The following is a 20,778-nucleotide window of genomic DNA, read 5'->3' on the forward strand; positions in this document are numbered from 1 at the left end:
TGTTCCTCCGTCAGTCGCGGGGCGCTCTGCCGAGCCCAATACCCCGCTATCCGGCGCGCATTCAGCCGGTCCCCGGACTCCGCTGCCCGCCGCCCTGGTGAGGGAGTGCGGTGAGATGCTCCAGGGTTCCGGTGATCTCCAGCAGCCGGTCCAGGGCGCGCGGACGCTGATCGAGGTACAGGCGTGCCCCGGCGGCGTCCGTACGGCGCCGGATCATCAGCAGGGTGGCCAGGCCCATGGAGTCGATGCTGACGAGACCGGCGAAGTCCACGCGCAGCTCCGGAATCCGTCCGCCGGGGCCGTGGCCACCGGCGAAGTTCTGGTCGACGGTCCTCATCAGCTCGTCGCAGGTCTCGTGGTCGAGATCTCCGGCGACGTGGATCACCAGCGTGGTGGGCCGGACGTCGACGGTCAGGGTGAAGGCGGGGGGATGTGAGGTGGTCATACGGGCTTTCCGGGGCCGGGGATCTTGGTGAGGGGCGTTCGTTCTCCGAGCGCCTCCCGCGCGTGGGCCAGGGTGCGGCAGGCGCGCGGGAAGTCCTTGAGTTGCAGGGCCAGCAGGTCCAGGGCGGGGTCCAGGCTCCGCGCGGGGACATGTCGGGCGGCGAGGATGTCCGCGGTCCACAGGACGAACCGGGTGAACAGCCGCTCGTCGGCGACGTACAGGGACGTGGCGAGGTAGTCGACGATGTGGGCGAGGTCCTCGGCGGTGTGCCGTCGCTGCCGTTCGGTGTAGCGGCGCATCGGCTCGAACCGGTCCTCCAGGTCCGCCAGGGTCTGCTTGACGAGCTGGTGCGTCGTCCCGGCGACGATCGTGTATTCCTGGTCGGCCAGGTGCGGCAGGTCGTCGACGCCCTGGTGGAAGGCCGGGGGGCGGGGCCGGTCGAGGCCCCCTTCGAGGACGGCCGCCGCCCCGCGCGCGTCGGGGGCCCATCCGTCGGCGCCCAGGGCACGGGCGTACCGGCCGTCGGGGCCGAAGGCGGCGCCGCCCGCGATGACGGGCACGCCGGCCGCCTGACACGCCGTGATGGCGGTGTGCGCGGTGGGCAGATGGGTGGGGATCGAGGAGGAGAGCGCCACCGCCCGCGGTCCCGTCCGGTGCAGATGCGCGATGAGATGGGGGGTGGGTACGTGCGCGCCGAGGAAGTCCACGCGCCAGCCGCGCAGCCTCAGCACCTCCGCGAGGAGCCTGGCCGGCAGCGCGTGCCACTCGCCGTCGACGCAGGCGACGGTGACCCGAGGTCCGCCCGGTGTCTCGTTCCGGGATTCGGGCCGGTGGGCGAGGACGGCGATGACCCGCTCGTGGATGGCGGTGGCGGTGTGCTCCTGCGCGACGGTGAGCCGGTTCGCCGCCCATTCGGTGCCGACCTTCGCCTGGACCGGAGCGATCAGGTCGAGCAGGACGGTCTCGGCGTCGGCGGACGACTCCAGCGCGTCGAGGACGATGGCCGCGGCCCGGTGCTCGTCACCCTGGTGGACGGCCGACCACAGAAGCTCGCGGGCGGGACCGAGGGCCGGGGCCTCGGGTCGCTGGACGGGATGGAGGGTCATCCTGTGTACCTGCCCCGAGTATGGCCGTTCACCGCACTCAGATGCGCGTGGTGGGGTGCGGTGACCGCGACGGTGGCCATGTCGTCGTGGCCTCCGCGTCCGACCCACTGCGCGGCGAGCATCTGGATGTGCTCGACCACGGCCTCGGCGGGCATGCCGGCGCACTCGGCGAGCGCCGTCTCCAGCCGTTCGATGCCGAAGAACTCGTCGCCCAGGGGTCCTCCCCTGGCCTCCGTGATGCCGTCCGTGAAGAAGAGGCAGGTCTCGCCCGGCGCCAGATCGACCTGGACCGTGGTGGAGCTGACGTCCCGGAACGCGCCGATGAGTGTCCCGCGGGTGGCGGCCTGTTCGACCGCGCCGTCGGCCCGCACGATCAGCGGGGCGGGATGTCCGGCGCTGGTGACCCGGAGCCTGACGATGCCCGCGCGGCGGACGACGGAGGCCATCGCGAGGGTGGCGAAGCGGGTGTGGTGGGAGTTCATCAGCGCGCCGTTGAGGAGTCCCAGCAGCCGCTGGTGGTCGTCGGCGAGCGGCAGGAGGGCCTGCACCGTGTTGCGGATCTTGCCGGTCAGCACGGCGGCCTCCAGCCCCTTGCCGCAGACGTCCCCGAGGACGACGAGGGATTCCTGCCCCTCCTCCGCGGCGGGGTGGACGTCGTAGAAGTCGCCGCCGACGCGTTCGGCCAGGCCCGCGGGGCGGTAGCGTCCGGCGAACTCGACCCCGTGCACCGCGTGCAGCTGGGGCGGCAGCAGCTCGCGCATCAACGTCGCCGTGATGGCGGCCTGTTCGGCGTACATGCGGGCGGCGGACATGGCCGCTCCGGCGCGTGAGGCGAAGAGCCGGGCGAAGATCTCCTCGCTCTCCGTGAACGCGGCCCGGTGGCTGGAGCGGAGCAGGATCAGGGCGCCCGCGGGCACTCCGTGGCCGGGCAGCGGGGTCACGACCGCCGAGCCGACCGGTTCCGTGAACGCTTCCGGCACGGCCCAGCCGGGAACACCGGCCGGGTCGATCCAGCGGGACGGTACGGGCGGGAAGCCGCGCAGCGCCTCGCTGAGCCCCGGAAGCTGCCGTACGTCGTCGGTCACCGTCCGGTGGACGACGGCGCCGTCGGGTCCGCAGAACGTGAGCAGGATCTTGCGGCCCTGTGGCGGGGCGACGATCACCGCGGCGTCGGCGAGGTGCTCGGCGGCCAGCTCGGCCGTCACCTCCATGCACCGTTCGACGTTCAGGGAGGACAGCAGCGCGCTGGACGCCCCGGCCAGGAACGCGGCACGTTCGCGTTCGGCCCTGAGTGCGTCCTCCGCCAGGCGCCGGTCGGTGTCGTCGACCAGCCACCACACGACGTCACCCCCGTCCGTGCGGGTGGGGTGGGCCTCGAAGGTCCGGTCGCCGACCGCGCCGCGCACGATCGCGACGGGGCCGCGGTCCCGGGGTGCGGGCACCGGGCCCCGCAGCCGGGTGTGGGCGTCGGCGATCCACGCGGGGACCGCCTCCTCCAGCCGGGCTCCGGTGATCGCGTCGGGAAAGAGGGCGGCCGCGGCGGCGTTCGCGTCGACCACACCGCCGCACGGGTCGGCGACCACCACGGGACAGGGGGCGAGACCCCACGCGGCGGCCGTACCGGCGCCGCGTGGGCCGAAGGGGGGTTGCTGGGAAGTGTCCACGAGCAAGGCCCGCTCCGCGAGCCCACCACCTTTCCGTCCGACAGAATGTTTCCGTCCGACAACCATCTCGCGGAGGACCGCGTCACGGCAAGTCGCGTTTCTCAGCGACGGCGGCTGCGCGTGGTCCAGCCCCCGCCGACGCCCGAGAGGTGAAGGGCGAGCAGGGCGAGCCCTATGAGCATGACATTCGTGGACGTGAAGACGTGATTGGTCGCGATGTCACCGGCGTTGATCAGGAACGCGATGAACAGCAGGACCGCGGCGGCGATGCCGAGCATGGGATCTCCTTCGTGAAGGTTCGGTCGATGAACAGTGAAGTCCGGATGCCCCGAGAAGGCCGCCCGACACCAGGCGGCCCGGCGCGTCCGCACCGCGCGGCCCGCGCGTCCGCCGGATCCGCGGACCGTCCCGCGGATGCAACCGCGCGGCGGCTTTCCACGGAAGAAGGGAGAAAAGTCACACAACGGGGCGTCTCATGACAGCGCCCCTTCCCCGTGTACGAAAGGACGGGCGATGAAGCTCCAGGACGAACTCCCCCTCGACCACCACCTGGCCGTCGTCTACCGCTGGGGGGCCGCCTTCTGCGGGGTGGTCCTGCTCGTCTTCGGCGGCCTCGGATTCGCCGACGAGCTCAGTCCGTTCGACACGAACGGTGCCAGTGTCGCGGGCATGTCGACCAACGGCGCCCTCAGCCTGATCTCGGTGACCGTCGGCCTGATCCTGATCGGCGGAGCCGTCGTCGGAGGCAACGTCGCCTCCACGCTCAACATGACCGTGGGCTCACTGTTCCTGCTCAGCGGCTTCGTCCACATCTTCATCCTCGACCGGCCCGCCAACATCCTCGACTTCGGCATGACCAACGTCGTCTTCAGCTTCGTGATGGGACTGGTGATCCTGACGTTCGGCATGTACGGGCGCGTGTCGAGCAAGCTGCCGCACGACAATCCGTACTGGCGGCAGCGGCACCCGCACGAGGCCGCCGGGGAGTCCCTGGCCCGGAACGGCCGGCAGGCCCGGGCAGCCGCACTTCCGGTCGCCGGGAGGGGCACCGGACCACACCGGGGCGATTGACCCGTTCAATCTGGTCAGGGCAAGGACCGTACGTCAGGGCCGTGGGCCAGAGCCGGGGGCGGTGCTCGCCCGACCGGACCGGGCCGGTGGTCGACCGGGCCGGGGGCGGCGCTCGACCGGGGCGGGGGTCGCCCGGCGAGCGCCGCCACGGGCCGGCTGCTAGAAGAGGCTCCCGGCCGGGACGGCCACGGCCTCGGGCGCGTCCGCGCCCTCCACCGGCCCGGTCGCCCGCCACACGCTCTCGTGGTCCTCGGCCAGTCCGAGTCCGGCCAGGCCCTTCAGGTGCCCGAGCACGGTGGAACGCCGGAAGCCCACGGCCGCGGTGAGTTCGGCGACCTCGGCGCCGCCGGCGCCCGCTTGCACCAGCCGCTCCCACGTACGCACGGCGTGCCGGCTCAGACCGCTCTCGCTCACCGTCCTGGAGACAGCCTCGGCCCTTTCCCCGTCCGCGTCCTGGCCGGGAATGGGAGGCCTGGCCTTCGCCGCCTGCGGTTCGACCGCGCCCACCCGCTCCCGCACCTCACGCGGCGGCCTCCTCGGTCCGACCGGACGGGGCGTCATGTTCACCTTGCGGTGCCTGCGGCCTTTACTGTGTCGGCTCATCGATTCCTCATCTCCGCCTCGACGATGCTCACAGCAGGACAACGAGCGGGATGCGACTAGGTAGTTCAGCCGTTCGAAGGACAGGAACCGGCCGCCCGGCCGATGTCCCCGCACCGACGCGCGGGGCGCTCAGTGGAGCGGGCCGGGCAGGGCGACGCCCCGGCTGTGCAGCGTCCGGACCTCGTGTGACGGGGCGAGCGGCGGGGCGGTCACGGGCAGTCCCTTCGGCGGGACCACGGAGGACGTCCCGCCCGCCAGCAGGCCGGTCCGCCGCGGGTCGCGCCGCTTCTCCCCCGCCACGAGCAGGGCGTCGGCGGCGGCGACGGCGTCACGCACACGGGTCGTTCCCGTCATCACACAGAGCGTGTACGTGACGTCCTCCAGACCGCGGGCCGTCTCCGGGGTCTCTTTCTCGGCGTACGCGATCTTCAGGGCCGCGTAACGCGTCAGCAGCCTCCGGACAACCTTCGGGTCGGGCACGAGCACGGCGAGGGCTCCTCTCTCGAGTTTTCGTCCGTGTGCCCGGGTTCGCGGCGGTTCATTCGCAACGACCGCCCCAGACAACCTATTTGGCCCAACGCATCCTCGATGGCGCGTTCCCGTCCCCTACGCGGCGATTCCGCCCCCGTGCGCGTCGCGAGCGGCCCGGACCCGTCCCCTCTCGGCACGGTGGTGTGACCCGGGGGAGACCGGGCACTCGGGACCGCACGAGAAATCTGTGTGAAGGAAAGGAACATGGCGACTTCCACGACACCTCAGTACACGGTCCCCGGCGTCAGCACGCAGGACGGCGGCCGGATCATCGAGCTGCTGAGCATGCGCCTGCACGCTCTCAACGACCTGTCCCTCACGCTGAAACACATCCACTGGAACGTGGTGGGCCCGCATTTCATCGCCGTGCACGAAATGCTCGACCCGCAGGTGGACCGCGTCCGCGACCTGGCGGACGACACCGCCGAGCGGATCTCCGCGCTCGGCGGGGTTCCGCACGGCACCCCGGGAGCGCTCGTCGCCGAACGGACCTGGGACGACTACAGCGTCGGCCGCGCCGACGCCATCGCGCACCTCGGCGCCCTCGACCTCGTCTACACGGGGATCGTGGAGGAGCACCGCGCGGCCGTGGCCGAGATCGGCAAGATCGATCCGGTGACCGAGGACCTCCTCCTCGAACAGCTTCGGGCGCTCGAACAGTTCCAGTGGTTCGTCCGGGCGCACCTGGAGAGTTCCGGCGGAGCGCTGTCCCAGGCCGGTGCCCGCACCGAGCGCGAGGCGGCGCGATCGGCCGGACAGGGCACCGCGCGCTAGCGAAGAACGACGGCCCCGTACGACGGGGAGGGGGTCCGGACCGGGAGCACCGGTCCGGACCCCCTCCCCGTGTGCGCGACCGCCGACCGGGTCAGACGCGGTCGATGTAGCTGTGCACGGTCGTCCCGGAGTCGTCGCTGTGCACCCGGACGAGGTCCGAGAGGTAGTGCACGAGCAACAGACCCCGTCCGCCGATCTGATCGGGAGGCGCGGGGTGCCGGCCGGCCAGCGGATCGCTCAGCCGGCCCTTGTCCTGGGACTCGCACACGATCTGCTCGCCCTCGGCCCAGATCCTCAGGGTCCCCGAACCACCCCCGTGCACCACGCTGTTGGTCGTCAGCTCCGCGACGACGAGGTTCAGGTCCTGGAGCCGGGCCCCCGACATCCCCCGGGCCCGGGCCTCTGTCAGGGCGAAGTCGCGGGCGAAAGGCAGGAGTTCGGCGTCGAAGGAGACCGTCGCCGCGCCCGGCGGACGGGACAGCACGTGGTTGAAGCGGGCCAGCACACCGTCCGGGTCGTAGGCCGAGCTGACGCACGGCCGCCCGGCGCCGATCACGACGGGGTGGGTGGCGTGGGCGTCGGCGATCACACCCGGGGCGAGGGCACGGGCGTCGTACGGGCACAGGATGGTCACGTCCCGTCCGGCGAACGCCCGGTTGATCAGGGCTTCGTGCTGGACGCAGGCCGGGTACTCCACCTCCGTGCGGCCGGCCCACACGGGCTCGCCGATGATCCGCACATGCACGTCCCGGTGGGCGTCGGCGAACGCCCGCAGGACGGAGGGGATGATCCGGCCGGGGTTCCGGCCGGCCCGCGCCATGTCGATCCAGCGGACACCGGCGCCGAGCGGTCCCAGCGCCTCACGGACGAGTTCGAGCCGCCGGGCGGGAACGGCCACCGCCACCGGCTCCCCCGCGGCTACGCCGTCGGAGATGAACCGTGTCGTCGCCTGCACGTATTCGAGGTCGTCGCGGTAGATGAGCGCGGGGTGGACGAAGGGTTCGTCGTGGAGCGCCGCCGTCGTCATGCCTCGACCACCGCCGCGCCCGGGGCCCGGCGTCCGGCGAGCGGTCCCGCTTCGGGGTACGCCAGGGTCCGGCGCGTCTGCGCCCGGCCGACTCGTCTCTCGATACCCACGGACTCACCCCGTGGCCCATTTTACTTCGCCGCATCCGGACGGTGTCCCCGGGACGAAGCAACCCCGACCCGGAGTCGCGGGAGGGGCGCGTCGTACGCGTCCGCGAGAATTTCGGAAACCGGGTGGCATGAGCGGTGTGATGCGGGGCAGACGGCCCCTGTCATCAATTTCTTCGGACGATGTGGGGTGGGCGGCATGGCAGCCGTGACGGCAGTCAGGACGACGGACACGGCGCAGCAGGCAGCGACGGCCGTGGGGGGCGTCCTCCCGCAGATCGCGGAGCCGCTGAAGATCAGTCCGAAGGACGCGCGGGAGCTGTCCCGCCAGTTCTTCGACCGGCTGGCCGTACTGGAGGAGGGGACGCACGAGCACCAGTACGCGCGCAACACCCTCATCGAGATGAATCTCTCCCTCGTCCGGTACGCGGCGGCGCGCTTCCGCAGCCGCAGCCAGGGTGAGATGGAGGACATCGTCCAGGTCGGCACGATCGGGCTCATCAAGGCCATCGACCGTTTCGAGCTGACCCGCGAGGTCGAGTTCACCTCGTTCGCCGTCCCCTACATCGTCGGTGAGATCAAGCGGTTCTTCCGTGACACGAGCTGGGCCGTGCACGTGCCCCGCCGGTTGCAGGAGGCCCGCGTCGAGCTCGCCAAGGCGACGGAGGAACTGCGCACCCGCCTCGGCCGTACGCCGACGACCCGTGAGCTGTCCGAGCTGATGTGCCTGTCCGAGGAAGAGGTCATCGAGGCCCGCAAGGCGTCGAACGGCTACAACTCCTCCTCCCTCGACGCCGCGCTCACGGCCGACGGCGGCGCGGACGGCGAGGCGGTCCTGTCCGACTTCATCGGTGCGGAGGATCCCTCGCTGGAACTGGTCGAGGACTTCAACTCGCTGGCCCCGCTGATCGCCGAGCTCGACGACCGGCAGCGCCGGATCATTCATCTGCGCTTCGTCGAGGAGCGCACCCAGGCGCAGATCGGCGAGGAGCTCGGCATCTCGCAGATGCACGTCTCCCGGCTGATCACCCGCATCGTCAAGCGGCTGCGCGCCGGGCTCCTCGACCCCGCGGTCGCCTGACAACACCCGCAGGTCGCAGCCGTACGGTGATCCCGTCGGCCCGCTCCGGACTCGGTTCCGGGGGCGGGCCGACGGGATTTCGCGTACGTACCGGCCGCGCGCGGGACCGAGAGGGTCCTGTGTATCCAGTTCACTCCGGGTTATTCCTGTCACCGCTGAGATTTTCCGGCCCCCGGAGAATTCCTTCGCGCACTTTGTTCCGTCCCGGTCGTCTGGGTTAGCCTGCGGCGTATTTTCTTGATGGGACGTCCCGTGATCTGCGGGAATTCCACGGGCGGGCGGGGGACCGCCCAGGGGCCCGGTGCGGTTCCGAGTTCCGTGTCACGGGACTCCAGGGGAGCGGAACGAGGGTGGCCATGACCAGGGCAGCGAGCGGGACGTCCGTACGGACGCCGGACGAGCAGGAGCTGCGGCAACTGCTGGCCGGCCTCACCGCGGTGCGCGACGGCGATTTCGGCACCCGGCTCCCCGACGAGGCCGGCGGTCTGCTGGGGGACATCGCCACCGTCTTCAACGGCATGGTCGACCAGCTGTCGGTGTTCACCTCGGAAGTGACCCGGGTGGCCCGCGAGGTGGGCACGGAGGGCACGCTCGGCGGCCAGGCGGAGGTACCGGGCGTCTCGGGCACCTGGGCCGACCTCACCGACTCCGTCAACGCCATGGCGGGAAATCTCACCACCCAGGTCCGTGACATCGCGCAGGTGGCCACGGCGGTCGCCAAGGGCGATCTCTCGCAGAAGATCGACGTGCCCGCGCGCGGCGAGATCCTTCAGCTGAAGGAGACCGTCAACACGATGGTCGACCAGCTCTCCGCGTTCGCCGACGAGGTCACCCGTGTCGCCCGCGAGGTGGGCACCGACGGACGCCTCGGCGGCCAGGCCCAGGTTCCCGGGGTCGGTGGCGTCTGGCGTGATCTCACCGACTCGGTGAACTTCATGGCGGGCAACCTCACCGCCCAGGTCCGCAACGTGGCCCAGGTGACCACGGCGGTGGCCCAGGGCGATCTCTCGCAGAAGATCACCGTGGACGCCCGCGGCGAGATCCTGGAACTGAAGAACACCATCAACACGATGGTCGACCAGCTCTCCGCGTTCGCCGACGAGGTCACCCGCGTCGCCCGCGAGGTCGGCACCGACGGGCGCCTCGGCGGCCAGGCCGACGTGAAGGGCGTCAAGGGCACCTGGCGTGACCTCACCGACTCGGTGAACTTCATGGCGGGCAACCTCACCGCCCAGGTCCGCTCCATCGCCCAGGTGGCCACCGCCGTGGCCAAGGGCGACCTGTCGCAGAAGATCACCGTGGACGCCCGGGGCGAGATCCTGGAGCTCAAGGAGACCATCAACACGATGGTCGAGCAGCTCTCGGCGTTCGCCGACGAGGTCACCCGCGTCGCCCGCGAGGTCGGCACGGCGGGCAACCTGGGCGGGCAGGCCACGGTGCGGGGAGTGTCGGGCACCTGGAAGGACCTCACCGACAACGTCAACGTGATGGCGTCCAACCTGACCGGTCAGGTCCGCTCCATCGCCCAGGTGGCGACAGCGGTGGCCCGCGGCGACCTGTCGCAGAAGATCACCGTGGAGGCGAAGGGCGAGGTCGCCGCTCTGGCCGACGTCATCAACACGATGGTGGACACGCTGTCCGCGTTCGCCGACGAGGTCACCCGCGTCGCCCGCGAGGTCGGCACCGAGGGACGGCTCGGCGGCCAGGCCCACGTGCCCAATGTGGCGGGCACCTGGAAGGACCTCACCGACAACGTCAACTCGATGGCCAACAACCTCACCGGGCAGGTCCGCAACATCGCCCTGGTGACGACGGCGGTGGCCAAGGGCGACCTGTCCAAGAAGATCGACGTCGACGCCCGCGGCGAGATCCTCGAACTCAAGACGACCATCAACACCATGGTCGACCAGCTCTCCGCCTTCGCCGCCGAGGTCACCCGCGTCGCCCGCGAGGTCGGCAGCGAGGGCAGGCTCGGCGGCCAGGCCGAGGTGGAGGGTGTCTCGGGCACCTGGAAGCGGCTGACCGAGAACGTGAACGAACTGGCCGGCAACCTCACCCGTCAGGTCCGCGCGATCGCCGAGGTCACCGGTGCCGTGGCCGAGGGCGACCTGACCCGGTCCATCACGGTCGAGGCCTCGGGCGAGGTCGCCGACCTGAAGGACAACATCAACTCCATGGTGGAGTCGCTGCGGGAGACCACGCGCGCCAACCAGGAGCAGGACTGGCTCAAGACGAACCTGGCCCGGATCTCCGGACTGATGCAGGGGTACCGCGACCTGGACGTGGTGGCCGACCTCATCATGGACGAGCTCACCCCGCTGGTCACCGCCCAGTACGGCGCCTTCTACCTCGCCGAGGAGACGGCGAAGGGCACGGAGCTGAGGCTGGTCGGGTCCTACGGCTATCCCGACGAGGACGGCCGTCCCACCCGTATCCCGCTCGGCCGCTCGCTCGTCGGGCAGGCCGCCCGAAGCCGCCGGGCGATCACCGTGGACGACGTACCCCCGGGCTACGTCACCATCTCCTCGGGTCTCGGCGGGACCGCGCCCACGGCGCTGGTCGTCCTGCCCATCGTCGTCGAGGAGCAGGTGCTCGGTGTCATCGAACTCGCCTCGGTGACGCGGTTCAAGCAGGGGCACCGGACCTTCCTGGAACAGCTGATGGAGACCATCGGCGTCAACGTCAGCACCATCGTGGCCAACGCCCGCACCGATGAGCTGCTGGGCGAGTCGCAACGTCTGACCGCCGAACTCCAGGCACGCTCCGAGGAGTTGCAGGTCCAGCAGGACGAACTCCAGCGCTCCAACGCCGAGCTGGAGGACAAGGCCTCGCTGCTCGCCACCCAGAACCGTGACATCGAGGCGAAGAACCTCCAGATCGAGCAGGCCCGGCAGGAACTGGAGGCGCGGGCGCAGCAGTTGTCGCTGGCCTCCAAGTACAAGTCGGAGTTCCTGGCCAACATGAGCCATGAGCTGCGGACCCCGCTCAACAGCCTGCTGATCCTGGCCCAGTTGCTGGCGCAGAACCCCTCGCGCAATCTCACGCCCAAGCAGGTCGAGTACGCGGGCATCATCCACTCCGCGGGCTCCGACCTGCTTCAGCTGATCAACGACATCCTCGACCTGTCCAAGGTCGAGGCCGGCAAGATGGACGTGACCCCCGAACGGGTCCCGCTGCGGCAGCTGCTGGAGTACGTCGAGGCGACCTTCCGGCCCATGACCTCGCAGAAGAGCCTGGAGTTCACCGTCAGCACGGCTCCGGGGGCCCCGGTCGACCTGCTCACGGACGACTCCCGGCTGCGGCAGGTGCTGCGCAACCTGCTGTCGAACGCGGTCAAGTTCACCGAGCAGGGCCGGGTCGAGTTGCGCATCGAACCGGCGGCCCGCCAGGAGATCCCCGCGGGTGTACGGCGTGGCGGCACGGTCGCGGCCTTCCGGGTCAAGGACACCGGTATCGGCATCCCGGAACAGCAGCTGGAGACCATCTTCGGTGCCTTCCAGCAGGCCGACGGCACCACGAGCCGCAAGTACGGCGGCACGGGCCTGGGTCTGTCCATCACCCGGGAGATCGCGCATCTGCTCGGCGGGGCGGTGACCGTCGACAGCACCCCCGGGCAGGGCAGTACGTTCACGCTCTTCCTCCCGGTCGCCCGGCCCGAGTTCGAGGAACTGCTGGCCGGCGGGCGCCCGTCCGAGACCGCGCCGGACGAGGGCGCGGCGGCGCGCACGGAACCGCGGAACGGCGTCCACGGTTCGATCGGTCTGCCCCGCCAGCGGCGACGGCGGCTCCTGGTCGTCGAGGAACGGCCGCGGGGGCTGCTGACGCTGGTGGCCGAGAGCGCGGTCGGGGACGTGGCGCGCAGCCGGGACGAGGGTGACGCGCGCGAGAGCGTCGACGTCGTCACCGTCGTCGGGGCGCAGGAGGCGGCGAGCGCCCTGGCCGTGGAGCCGTGGCACTGTGTCGTCCTCGAACTCGGCATGCCCGAGGGCGAGTCGGCCCGGTTCCTCGAAGCGGTGGAGGGCGACTCGGCCCTGGCGAGCGTGCCGGTCCTCATCCACAACGGCAGCCGTGTCGATCTCGCGCAGGAGCAGGCCCTCCAGACCCGCTCGGGCGCACGGTCGCTGGAATTCCTGTCCAGTCTGGACGAGTTGCGCGAGCGGATCGCGCTGCATCTGTCCGCGGACCAGCCGGGCGACGTGGTGCCGCTGGTCCGGGCCGAGGAGGCCAGGAGCCGGCCCGCACGCCCGATCGACAGCGCCTTCCAGGGCCGTACGGTGCTCGTCGTCGACGACGACGCCCGCAACCTCTTCGCGCTGAGCGGGATTCTGGAGCTGCACGGTTTCCAGGTGCTGCACGCGGAGAACGGCAGGAAGGGCATCGAGACACTGCTGAGCCGGCCCGAGGTCGCGCTGATCCTGATGGACGTGATGATGCCCGAGATGGACGGGTACACCGCGACCGCCGAGATCCGCAAGATGCCCCGGTACGCCGATCTGCCGATCATCGCGGTGACCGCGAAGGCCATGCCGGGCGACCGGGAGAAGAGCCTGCTGTCGGGTGCGAGCGACCATGTCACCAAGCCGGTCGACACCGACGACCTCATCGCGTGCGTCCGACGCTGGCTCGGGGAGTGAGATGACGCCCGGTCCCCTCCGCCCCGGCCGTGCGGCGGGCCGTCCGCCGCTGCCGCCTCTCCCCCGCCCCGCCCGGGGCCGCCGCCGAGGAGCGGCCGCACGATGAACAGTCCCGAGTCAACCGGACCCGACGTCCCCGGTCCCACGGACGACGTCACGGACGCCGGGCCGACCGGCGACCGCCCCGGGGTGCCCCCGACGTCTCCGGTGGGCCGGCTGGCGGCGACCGTCGACCGGCTGCGCCGCGAGGTGCGGGCCGCCCAGGCGGAGGCCGACGGGCGGGCCCTGATCGAGCTGGCCAAGGGCATCCTGGTCGAGCGGCTCGGCTGCGGACCGGCGCAGGCCGCCCGCCAGCTCACCGAGCTGGCCGAGCAGGCCAAGGTGCCGCAGCTCCAGCTCGCGGTCGAGATCATCAACCAGGCGGCGCACGACCGGCTTTCGGAGGTGACCAGCACCTTCCTCTCGGCCACGGCGGAGCACGCGCCGAAGCAGGACGCTCCCGCCGTGCGGCTGCGCGCGGCCGAGAGCGGCGCGCTGGCGGCCGGCGACACCCAGGCGGTGGCCGACTCCCTGCTCCAGCACGCGCTGACCCCGCTCGGCGCGGTCGCGGTGGCCATCTGGGCCGCGGACGCGGACGGTTCGCTCTCCCTGGCGGGCAGCGCCGGGTTCTCGGCGGCCGAGGCACGGCGCTGGCGTTACGTCCCGCCGGGCGTGGCCACGATGGCACGCCGTGCGCTGTCCGACCGTACGGCGCAGTGGGCGGGCTCGCTCTCGGGCACCGGGCTGCCGTCCATCGGGCACGCGGAACACCCGGACGGGGGACGGGTCGCCGTACCGGCCGGGTCCGGGGGCCGCATCCACGGCGTCCTGGAGATCGCCTGGCCCTCCGCCCTCGGACCTCAGCCGCCTCAGGTGGTCCGTCAGGTCGAGGCGCTGGCCGAACTGTGCTCGCACACGCTGGAGACCCACGCGCTGCCGGGCGACTGCCCGGACGTACGGGGCACGGCCGACGTCTGCGAACTGATCGACCTGGTGGACGGGCTGCACGATCCGGCCCTGGTCCTGGTGCCCGAGCTGGACGACCAGGGGCGGCTCGCCGACTTCCGCATCCGCCATGTCAACGGGCGCTTCCTCGACCCGGCCGGCCGGCCGCGCGGCACCGTCCAAGGGGCGCTGCTGCTGGAGGCCTATCCGCTGGCCGCCGGGGACAGCGGTCTGTTCCCGTGCGTCGAGCGGGTCTACGCCACCGGGGAGGCCTTCCGGGCGCGGCGCATGGATCTGACGGCGCTGGTCGACCAGGTGCGGCTGTCGGCCGTGGCCGACATCAACATCAGCCGGCACGGCGGGACCGTGCTGCTCATCTGGCGCATAGAGGACGAGACCGCGCGGCTGGCGAGTCTGCTCCAGCACGCCCAGCGGCTCGGCAGGATCGGCGGTTTCGAGGAGAACCTGCTGACCGGCGAGACCGTCTGGAACAAGACGCTCTTCGATCTGTACGGCCGCTCCTCCTCGGGTGCCGCGGTCCCGCTGGAGGAGCTGGCCGCGCACGCCCATCCCGACGACGCCGTCACCATCGGCCGCTTCCTGCGCACGGTCCTGCACCACCGCCGGCCGGCCACGGCCGCGTTCCGGCTACAGCGTCCCGACGGCGTGACCCGGCACATCCGTGTGGTGGCCGAGCCGGTGCTGGACGCCGACGACCGGCTGTTCACGGTCCGCGGGGCCTATCAGGACATCTCGGCGCAGCACTGGACCGAGGTGGCGCTCGCCGTCACCCGCGATCAGCTGGCGCACACCGAACAGCAGGCGCACGAGCGGAACCGGCTGACCCTCCAGCTCCAGCACGCGATCATGCCGCCGGCCCACGCGCCGCTGCGCGCGCCCGGTCTCGACGTGGCGGTGCGTTACCGGCCGGCGGAGACCGAGCAGCTCGTCGGGGGCGACTGGTACGACGCCGTCGTGCTGTCCTCAGGACTGGTGCTGCTGTGTGTCGGCGACGTGGCGGGTCACGGGATCGAGGCGGCGACCAGCATGGTGGTGCTGCGCAATGCGCTGCGCGGACTCGCCGTGACGGGTGCCGGGCCCGGACAGTTGCTGTCCTGGCTCAACATCGTGGCGCACCATCTGACGGGCGGGATCACCGCCACCGCGGTCTGCGGGATCTACGATCCGCGCCGCCGTGTGCTGCGCTGGGCGAGGGCCGGCCATCTGCCGCCCGTTCTGGTCCGTGACGCGGACTCCAACCCGCTGCCGCTCCTCAAGGGCATCCTCCTCGGCGCGGTCCCCGAGGCGGTGTTCGAGGAGGACGAGGTGCAGCTGGAGGTCTCCGACACGCTGCTGATGTACACCGACGGCCTGATCGAACGGCGGGACCGTTCGCTGGAGGTGTCGCTGCGCCAGCTGCTCAACGCGGCCCGGTCGACGTCGGGGACGCTGGACCACCAGCTCGACCGGCTGCTGACCTACAGCAGGTCCGACACGGACGACGACACCTGCATCGTCGGTATCCGGGTGGAGTAGGGCGGAAAAAGGATGCGGCCCCGCGGGCAGCCGGGGGGAGTGACTGCCTGCGGGGCCGTACAGCTCGGGCTTCGCCAGGGGGGTAGCTTCCCGAGCTGTCCCAGAATGCTGGTGCCCCGGTCCCGGCGATGCATGCACACGGGTTTCCGGCCGGTTTTCCCCTCGGATGGCGGAGCGATCGGCTCAGGAACGTTCTCGCAGGGCCCGCAGGAGCGGCTCCAGGGAGTCCGTGACGCGGGGCGCGGGGACGCCCGCCTCCTCCAGCGCCCGCGCCCGGGCGGGACGGCGGGCGTAGCCGAGGAAGCGGATCCCGGACCGGAGCGCCGCCGCGTGGTCCGCGGGAGTGCCGCCGATCATCAGCGAGGCGTCCGGTTCTGCTCCCATGGCGCTCAGGGCCCGTTCCAGGACCGCGGGGCGGGGCTCGGGCGTTCCCGGGTCCGGGGCGCGGCCGAATACGTACGGGCCGAAGCGTGCGGTGAGTCCTCGCCCGTTCAGGTACGAGGTGACGGCCCGGGCCGAGGTGTCCGTCGCCACGGCGAGCCTCGCGCCGACCGCCGCCCAGGTGTGGATCAGCGGGTCCGCGTACGGCGTCGGCATCGCGGTGCGCACCGCCTCCAGCTCGGCCCGGGTGAGCCACTCGTCGAGCCGGGCGGCGGCCTCGCCACCGGGATGCCGGCCGGCCGCCTCGGTCAGGGCGGGGTAGGGGTCCGTGCGGCCGCTCTGCACCTCGGTGAGCACCGCGCGCAGGTCCGGTTCCGCCAGCCGGTCCGGCCGGGCCCGCACGGCGGCCGTCGCCGAGGGGCCGGAGAACAGCTGACAGATCGGACCGTCGAAGCCGAACACGACGTACCGCGTCCGCGCGACCAGTTCCCGAACGTTCTCGATCCGACTCGTCACCACCATGGTCTGTCCAGTCCCGGCCGTCACCAATCGAGCGAGTGTCGGCCAGTGGCGCCATGGTCCGTCCGGCCGTTCGGCGTCTTCGGGCAGACGCGAACTCCCGGCCACTGCCTGGGCGTGTCCGCGGTCTTCAGTGGGCCATGTCCGCGAGATGGGGCACGACGCGGGTCAGCCTCAGGACGCCCCACAGGACCAGCCCGGCGCCGATCAGTTCGGGGAGCAGCCACCAGCCCGTACGGACGGTCTCGCCGAACAGCGTGACGCCGAGCACCAGGCTGAGTGTCGCGTCGCCGATGGTCAGCGCGGGCTGCGAGGCGGCCAGCGGGCCGGCCTGGAGGGCGTTCTCCAGGAGCAGGACCGCGGTGATCCCGGTCAGGGCGAATCCGTACGTCTGCCACGCGCCGAGGAAGGCGGCGAACCCTTCGCCCTTGAGCGTGCCCACGGCCGACTTGAGCAGGGCGGCGGTCAGCGCGTTGCTGATCGCCGAGGCGGTGCCCAGCACCGCGGCGCGGAAGAGCGGCGGGCGGCCGGGACGGGCGACGGCGACCGCGACGGCCACCGCCCCCAGGCACAGGACCAGTGCCGGGATCCAGCGTTCCATGGGGGCGTCGGCCCGCGCTCCCGAGGGAGCGGCCGACAGCAGGACGACACCGAGACCGGCCACGACACCGGCGACGGCCTGCCACGCCGCGCGCGACAGTCGGCGGTGCAGCAGCGGGACGGCGATCATCAGGGCGAAGGGCAGCTCCAGGATGAACAGGGGCTGCACCAGTGACAGGGGCCCGTTCGCCAGCGCGAGGGCCTGGAAGAGCGCCGCGCCGATCACCCCGCCGATACCGATGAGCCAGGCCGGCTGCCGGGCCAGCCGGACGATGAGCCGCAGTCCGCCGCCTTCGGTGAGGCGGCGGGCCGCCTTGCGCTGGAACGCCGTGCCCGCCGCATTGCTGGCGGCCCCGATGAGGGCGAACAGCACGGCCAGTCCTGTCACCCCTCCACCATGCCCCGGAACGGGGGTCCGGGCCTCCGGCGAGCCGCCGACCGTACGGGTCACGGTGGGATGGAACGCCTGCGGCGGGGCACCTGCACGGTTGGAGCCCCGTCATCTCATCCCCGTGATGACGGGGCTCCGCCCTGCTCGCACCGGCCCCGCCCCGTCCCCGAGCCGATCAAAATGCGCGACGACGGCGAAGGGAGGAGCGTGGTGCCAAAGGGAGGAGTGCGATGGGCACGAAGGCCGCGCCCGGTCAGCGGGACGACCGCCTGGGATGGCTGCGCGGCTCGCCCCCTCCGCGCTGGGTACGGCTGCTCCCGCCCCTCCTGCTGATCGGCGTGTGCGTGGGCGAGCTCGTGAGCAGTGCGCCCCTGGACATAGGCTTCATCCTGGGCGCCATCCCGTCGCTGGCCGTTCTCTCCTACGGGCCCCTGGCCACGGCCGCCTTCGGCGTGGTCGTCGTGGTCCTGCTCAACGTCCCCGCCCTCCAGCTCAACCATCCGGGCAACGCGGATCTGCTCACCATCAGCTTCATCGCCGTGCTCAGCGTGTTCGTGGCCCTCGTCCGCAGCCGCAGGGACGCGCATCTGGTCACCGTGCGCTCGGTGGCGGAGGCCGCTCAGCTCGCCGTGCTGCCACCGTTGCCCGACCGTGTCGGCACGGTCCGCTGCACCGGGCTGTACCGGCCCGCGCAGCAGGAGACCCTGGTCGGCGGTGACTTCTTCGACGTGCGTGACGGGCCGTACGGGGTCCGGGCCCTGATGGGTGACGTACAGGGGCACGGGCTGTCCGCCGTGGGAACGGTCGCCTCGCTGCTCGGGGCGTTCCGGGAGACGGTGCTCGACCAGAGTGATCTGGAGGCCGCCGCGGCCCGGCTCGACCGCAGGCTGGTGGTGGACTCCTCGTCGGTCGATCACGCCGAACTGTTCGCCACCGCGCTGCTCCTGGAGTTCGCTCCCGGGACCGGTACGGTGCGGCTGGTGTCCTGCGGGGCTCCCACGCCGCTGCTCCTGCGCGGTGCGAAGGTCCTGGAACTCGACGTCGAGCCGGGGTCCCCGGTGGGGCTGGGGTTCTTCGAGCTGTCCCCGCCGAAGGGGCGCACCGTCGAGCTGGAACCGGGCGACCGGCTGTTCATGGCCTCGGACGGCGTGAGCGAGAGCCGGGACACGACGGGCGCGTTCTATCCGCTGTCCGACCGGCTGGCCGCATTCGCCGAGGAGCCCTCCGACGCGCTGATCGACCGGGTGTGGGAGGACCTCGTCCGGTTCTGCCCCTCGATCCGCGACGACGTGTCCATCCTGGTCCTGTCGCCACAGTTCCGCGACGGCCAGGAAGACCGGGACGACCGGGGCCAGGACACCGGCAGCGGCAGCGGCAGCGGCAGCGACAGCGACAGCGACAGCTGAGCGTCCTCCGTCAGCTCGCCGCGATGTCGAGGGCCGCGATGTACCCGAACGTCATCGCGGGACCGATCGTCGAACCCGCTCCCGCGTAGCTGTGGCCCATGACGGCCGCGCTGGCGTTGCCCGCCGCGTACAGGCCGGGGATCACGGTGCCGTCCGGGCGCAGGACGCGGGCGCGGGCGTCGGTGCGCAGGCCGCCCTTGGTGCCGAGGTCGCCCGGGACGATCCGGAAGGCGTGGAACGGGGGCAGCCACAGAGGGGCGAGGCAGGAGTTCGGGAGGACCGCGGGGTCCGTGTAGTAGTGGTCGTAGGCGCTGTCGCCGCGGTGGAAGTCGGTGTCCTTGCCGCTCAGGGCCAGACTGTTGAAGCGGCTGACGGTGGTGCGCAGGGCGGCGGCGGGGACACCGATCCGCCCGGCGAGGGCGTCCAGGGTCCACTCCTTGTACGCGGCTCCTGACGAGTACCAGGAGTCGGGGAACGGGAAGGTCGGCGCGACGTCCTTGAACAGATAGCGGTTGCGGTAGTTCTGGTCGACGACCAGCCACGCCGGGATGTCCGGAGCGCTCGGGTCGCGGTCGTACATGGTGTGCACGACGTCGCTGTAGGGTCCGGCCTCGTTGACGAAGCGCGCGCCGGCGGCGTTGACCAGCAGGCCGCCGGGCAGGGTGCGTTCGGCGAGGCAGAAGTAGGGCTCGCCCGGCAGCGGGACGGCCGGGCCCCACCAGGCGTCGTCCATGAGGTCGAGCGCCGCCCCCGCCCTTCTGCCGGCCTGGATGCCGTCGCCGGTGTTCTCCTTGGCGCCCACCGTCCAGGCGGTCCCGATGGGCTGCCGCTGGAACTCGGCGCGCAGGGCCGCGTTGTGCTCGAAGCCGCCGGAGCCGACGATGACCCCGCGCCGGCCCCTGACCAGGCCGGCGGCGCCGTCGCGGGTGACCACCGCGCCGGTGACCGTGCCGTTCTCCGTGTACAGGTCGGTCAGCGGGGTGTTCAGCCACACCGGGACCTGTGCGGCGAGCAGGCCCGCGCGCAGCCCGGCGGCGAGCGACTGGCCCATCGTCAGCGGTTTCTGGCCGAGCAGCGCCGCCTTGGTGCCGCGGGCCAGGCACTCGGTGGCGACGGCCGCGCCCTTCACGCTCACGGCCGCGAGGGTGAGCCACTTGTAGTCGGCGCTGAAGACGACCATGCCGGCCGGGACGGCCATGTACGGCGGGTTCAGACGGTCGAGTTCGGCCCCGAGGACGGTGCCGTCGAGTTGATCGGGCTCCATGGAGCGTCCGCCGGGAAGGCCCCCGGGGAGTTCCGGGTAGTAGTCGCTGTAGCCCTCCATCCAGCGGAAGCGCAAGGGGCTGTTGGCCAGGACGAAGGAGATCATGGCCGGTCCGTGGCCGAGGAAGGCCCGCTGCCGGTCGGCGGAGACGTCCGGTCCGACCATGGCGGCGAGGTAGGCGGCGGCCTTCGACGGGGTGTCGGGGACGCCCGCGGCGAGGATCACCGGGTTGTTGGGTATCCAGATGCCCGCGCCTGAACGGGCAGCGGAGCCGCCGAAGGTGGGCGCCTTCTCCAGGACGACGCAGCTCAGTCCCCGTTTCGCCGCGGTCAGGGCCGCGGTCATCCCGGCGGCGCCCGAGCCGACCACGACGACGTCGTACGTGCCGAGCAGAGGCAGGTCGGCCGCCGCGGCGGAGCTCGCGGTCGCGGTGACGCCCGCGGCCAGCGCGACCGCGGCGCCCGTGGCCGTACCGAGCACCCTGCGCCGTGACGGGCCGGGGGCCGGGGCGGGGTCGTGCGGGAGGGCGGGGTCCGCGCTCGGGGACATGGCAGGGCTCTCCAGCAGGGCGGGGGACGGGGAGGCGTTCCGTTGATCCGGGAGCCGACTGGCCCCCGTCGTACCGATTCTGATGCAGCGTCAGAAATGTCGCGC

15 protein-coding genes and 1 pseudogene are annotated in these 20,778 nt (G+C 71.9%); 6 read left to right on the top strand and 10 right to left on the bottom strand.

Features of this window, described 5'->3' with window-relative positions:
- Positions 1–61: 61 nt before the first annotated feature.
- The 4 genes from ACZ4AA_RS32690 to ACZ4AA_RS32705 form a co-directional block, all read right to left on the bottom strand.
- The gene (locus tag ACZ4AA_RS32690) at positions 62–445 is read right to left on the bottom strand and encodes an STAS domain-containing protein (protein ID WP_467610794.1); all 384 of its coding nucleotides are present in this window, start codon (positions 443–445) and stop codon (positions 62–64) included.
- Positions 442–1,551: a cobalamin B12-binding domain-containing protein gene (locus tag ACZ4AA_RS32695; protein ID WP_467610796.1), complete on the bottom strand. Its 1,110-nt coding sequence runs from the start codon at positions 1,549–1,551 to the stop codon at positions 442–444. Before ACZ4AA_RS32695 ends, ACZ4AA_RS32690 begins: the two co-directional genes overlap by 4 nt.
- A complete protein-coding gene (locus tag ACZ4AA_RS32700) occupies positions 1,548–3,215 on the bottom strand; it encodes a PP2C family protein-serine/threonine phosphatase (RefSeq protein ID WP_467610912.1) in 1,668 nt (555 codons plus the stop codon). The genes ACZ4AA_RS32695 and ACZ4AA_RS32700 overlap by 4 nt, the downstream gene beginning before the upstream one ends.
- A gap of 101 nt (positions 3,216–3,316) precedes the next feature.
- Positions 3,317–3,493: a hypothetical protein gene (locus ACZ4AA_RS32705; RefSeq protein WP_467610798.1), complete on the bottom strand. Its 177-nt coding sequence runs from the start codon at positions 3,491–3,493 to the stop codon at positions 3,317–3,319.
- Between the two features lie 235 nt (positions 3,494–3,728).
- Between ACZ4AA_RS32705 and ACZ4AA_RS32710 the strand changes: the two genes are divergently transcribed.
- A complete protein-coding gene (locus ACZ4AA_RS32710; RefSeq protein WP_467610800.1) occupies positions 3,729–4,286 on the top strand; it encodes a DUF4383 domain-containing protein in 558 nt (185 codons plus the stop codon).
- Positions 4,287–4,445: 159 nt separating this feature from the next.
- Here the strand turns inward: ACZ4AA_RS32710 and ACZ4AA_RS32715 are convergent, their stop codons facing one another.
- Together ACZ4AA_RS32715 and ACZ4AA_RS32720 are read right to left on the bottom strand one after the other, a co-directional pair.
- Complete coding sequence (locus tag ACZ4AA_RS32715; RefSeq protein WP_467610802.1) at positions 4,446–4,889, bottom strand: hypothetical protein; 444 nt, start codon at positions 4,887–4,889, stop codon at positions 4,446–4,448.
- A gap of 294 nt (positions 4,890–5,183) precedes the next feature.
- Positions 5,184–5,375: pseudogene (locus tag ACZ4AA_RS32720) on the bottom strand (DUF5133 domain-containing protein); the annotation flags it as partial.
- A gap of 249 nt (positions 5,376–5,624) precedes the next feature.
- Here ACZ4AA_RS32720 and ACZ4AA_RS32725 point away from each other — a divergent pair.
- Positions 5,625–6,194: a Dps family protein gene (locus tag ACZ4AA_RS32725; protein ID WP_467610804.1), complete on the top strand. Its 570-nt coding sequence runs from the start codon at positions 5,625–5,627 to the stop codon at positions 6,192–6,194.
- A gap of 91 nt (positions 6,195–6,285) precedes the next feature.
- On the opposite strand, the gene ACZ4AA_RS32730 is transcribed toward ACZ4AA_RS32725, so the two are convergent.
- Positions 6,286–7,221: an anti-sigma factor RsbA family regulatory protein gene (locus tag ACZ4AA_RS32730; RefSeq protein ID WP_467610806.1), complete on the bottom strand. Its 936-nt coding sequence runs from the start codon at positions 7,219–7,221 to the stop codon at positions 6,286–6,288.
- Positions 7,222–7,527: 306 nt separating this feature from the next.
- Between ACZ4AA_RS32730 and ACZ4AA_RS32735 the strand changes: the two genes are divergently transcribed.
- From ACZ4AA_RS32735 to ACZ4AA_RS32745, 3 genes are all read left to right on the top strand, one after another.
- A complete protein-coding gene (locus ACZ4AA_RS32735; RefSeq protein ID WP_467610808.1) occupies positions 7,528–8,409 on the top strand; it encodes an RNA polymerase sigma factor SigF in 882 nt (293 codons plus the stop codon).
- A gap of 356 nt (positions 8,410–8,765) precedes the next feature.
- Entirely contained in the window at positions 8,766–13,043 is a 4,278-nt protein-coding gene (locus tag ACZ4AA_RS32740) for a HAMP domain-containing protein (protein ID WP_467610810.1), read from the top strand.
- A gap of 102 nt (positions 13,044–13,145) precedes the next feature.
- Positions 13,146–15,563: a SpoIIE family protein phosphatase gene (locus ACZ4AA_RS32745; protein WP_467610812.1), complete on the top strand. Its 2,418-nt coding sequence runs from the start codon at positions 13,146–13,148 to the stop codon at positions 15,561–15,563.
- Between the two features lie 183 nt (positions 15,564–15,746).
- Here ACZ4AA_RS32745 and ACZ4AA_RS32750 read toward each other — a convergent pair whose 3' ends face one another.
- Together ACZ4AA_RS32750 and ACZ4AA_RS32755 are read right to left on the bottom strand one after the other, a co-directional pair.
- Positions 15,747–16,466: an HAD family hydrolase gene (locus ACZ4AA_RS32750; protein ID WP_467610814.1), complete on the bottom strand. Its 720-nt coding sequence runs from the start codon at positions 16,464–16,466 to the stop codon at positions 15,747–15,749.
- A 127-nt stretch (positions 16,467–16,593) separates the two neighbouring features.
- Entirely contained in the window at positions 16,594–17,451 is an 858-nt protein-coding gene (locus ACZ4AA_RS32755; RefSeq protein WP_467610816.1) for a DMT family transporter, read from the bottom strand.
- Positions 17,452–17,684: 233 nt separating this feature from the next.
- On the opposite strand from ACZ4AA_RS32755, the gene ACZ4AA_RS32760 reads away from it, so the two are divergent.
- A complete protein-coding gene (locus ACZ4AA_RS32760; protein WP_467610818.1) occupies positions 17,685–18,860 on the top strand; it encodes a PP2C family protein-serine/threonine phosphatase in 1,176 nt (391 codons plus the stop codon).
- Between the two features lie 10 nt (positions 18,861–18,870).
- On the opposite strand, the gene kstD is transcribed toward ACZ4AA_RS32760, so the two are convergent.
- On the bottom strand, positions 18,871–20,673 hold the full coding sequence (kstD, locus tag ACZ4AA_RS32765; RefSeq protein WP_467610820.1) for a 3-oxosteroid 1-dehydrogenase: 1,803 nt from the start codon (positions 20,671–20,673) through the stop codon (positions 18,871–18,873).
- Positions 20,674–20,778 lie beyond the last annotated feature (105 nt).

It is taken from the genome of Streptomyces sp. NPDC024698, assembly GCF_055559015.1.

Coding starts and splice junctions, on each gene's coding strand:
- ACZ4AA_RS32740 (WP_467610810.1), top strand. CDS start 8,766: ATGACCAGGGCAGCGAGCGGGACGTCCGTACGGACGCCGGACGAGCAG.
- ACZ4AA_RS32715 (WP_467610802.1), bottom strand. CDS start 4,889: ATGAGCCGACACAGTAAAGGCCGCAGGCACCGCAAGGTGAACATGACG.
- ACZ4AA_RS32760 (WP_467610818.1), top strand. CDS start 17,685: ATGGGCACGAAGGCCGCGCCCGGTCAGCGGGACGACCGCCTGGGATGG.
- ACZ4AA_RS32750 (WP_467610814.1), bottom strand. CDS start 16,466: ATGGTGGTGACGAGTCGGATCGAGAACGTTCGGGAACTGGTCGCGCGG.
- ACZ4AA_RS32695 (WP_467610796.1), bottom strand. CDS start 1,551: ATGACCCTCCATCCCGTCCAGCGACCCGAGGCCCCGGCCCTCGGTCCC.
- kstD (WP_467610820.1), bottom strand. CDS start 20,673: ATGTCCCCGAGCGCGGACCCCGCCCTCCCGCACGACCCCGCCCCGGCC.
- ACZ4AA_RS32735 (WP_467610808.1), top strand. CDS start 7,528: ATGGCAGCCGTGACGGCAGTCAGGACGACGGACACGGCGCAGCAGGCA.
- ACZ4AA_RS32705 (WP_467610798.1), bottom strand. CDS start 3,493: ATGCTCGGCATCGCCGCCGCGGTCCTGCTGTTCATCGCGTTCCTGATC.
- ACZ4AA_RS32710 (WP_467610800.1), top strand. CDS start 3,729: ATGAAGCTCCAGGACGAACTCCCCCTCGACCACCACCTGGCCGTCGTC.
- ACZ4AA_RS32690 (WP_467610794.1), bottom strand. CDS start 445: ATGACCACCTCACATCCCCCCGCCTTCACCCTGACCGTCGACGTCCGG.
- ACZ4AA_RS32745 (WP_467610812.1), top strand. CDS start 13,146: ATGAACAGTCCCGAGTCAACCGGACCCGACGTCCCCGGTCCCACGGAC.
- ACZ4AA_RS32730 (WP_467610806.1), bottom strand. CDS start 7,221: ATGACGACGGCGGCGCTCCACGACGAACCCTTCGTCCACCCCGCGCTC.
- ACZ4AA_RS32725 (WP_467610804.1), top strand. CDS start 5,625: ATGGCGACTTCCACGACACCTCAGTACACGGTCCCCGGCGTCAGCACG.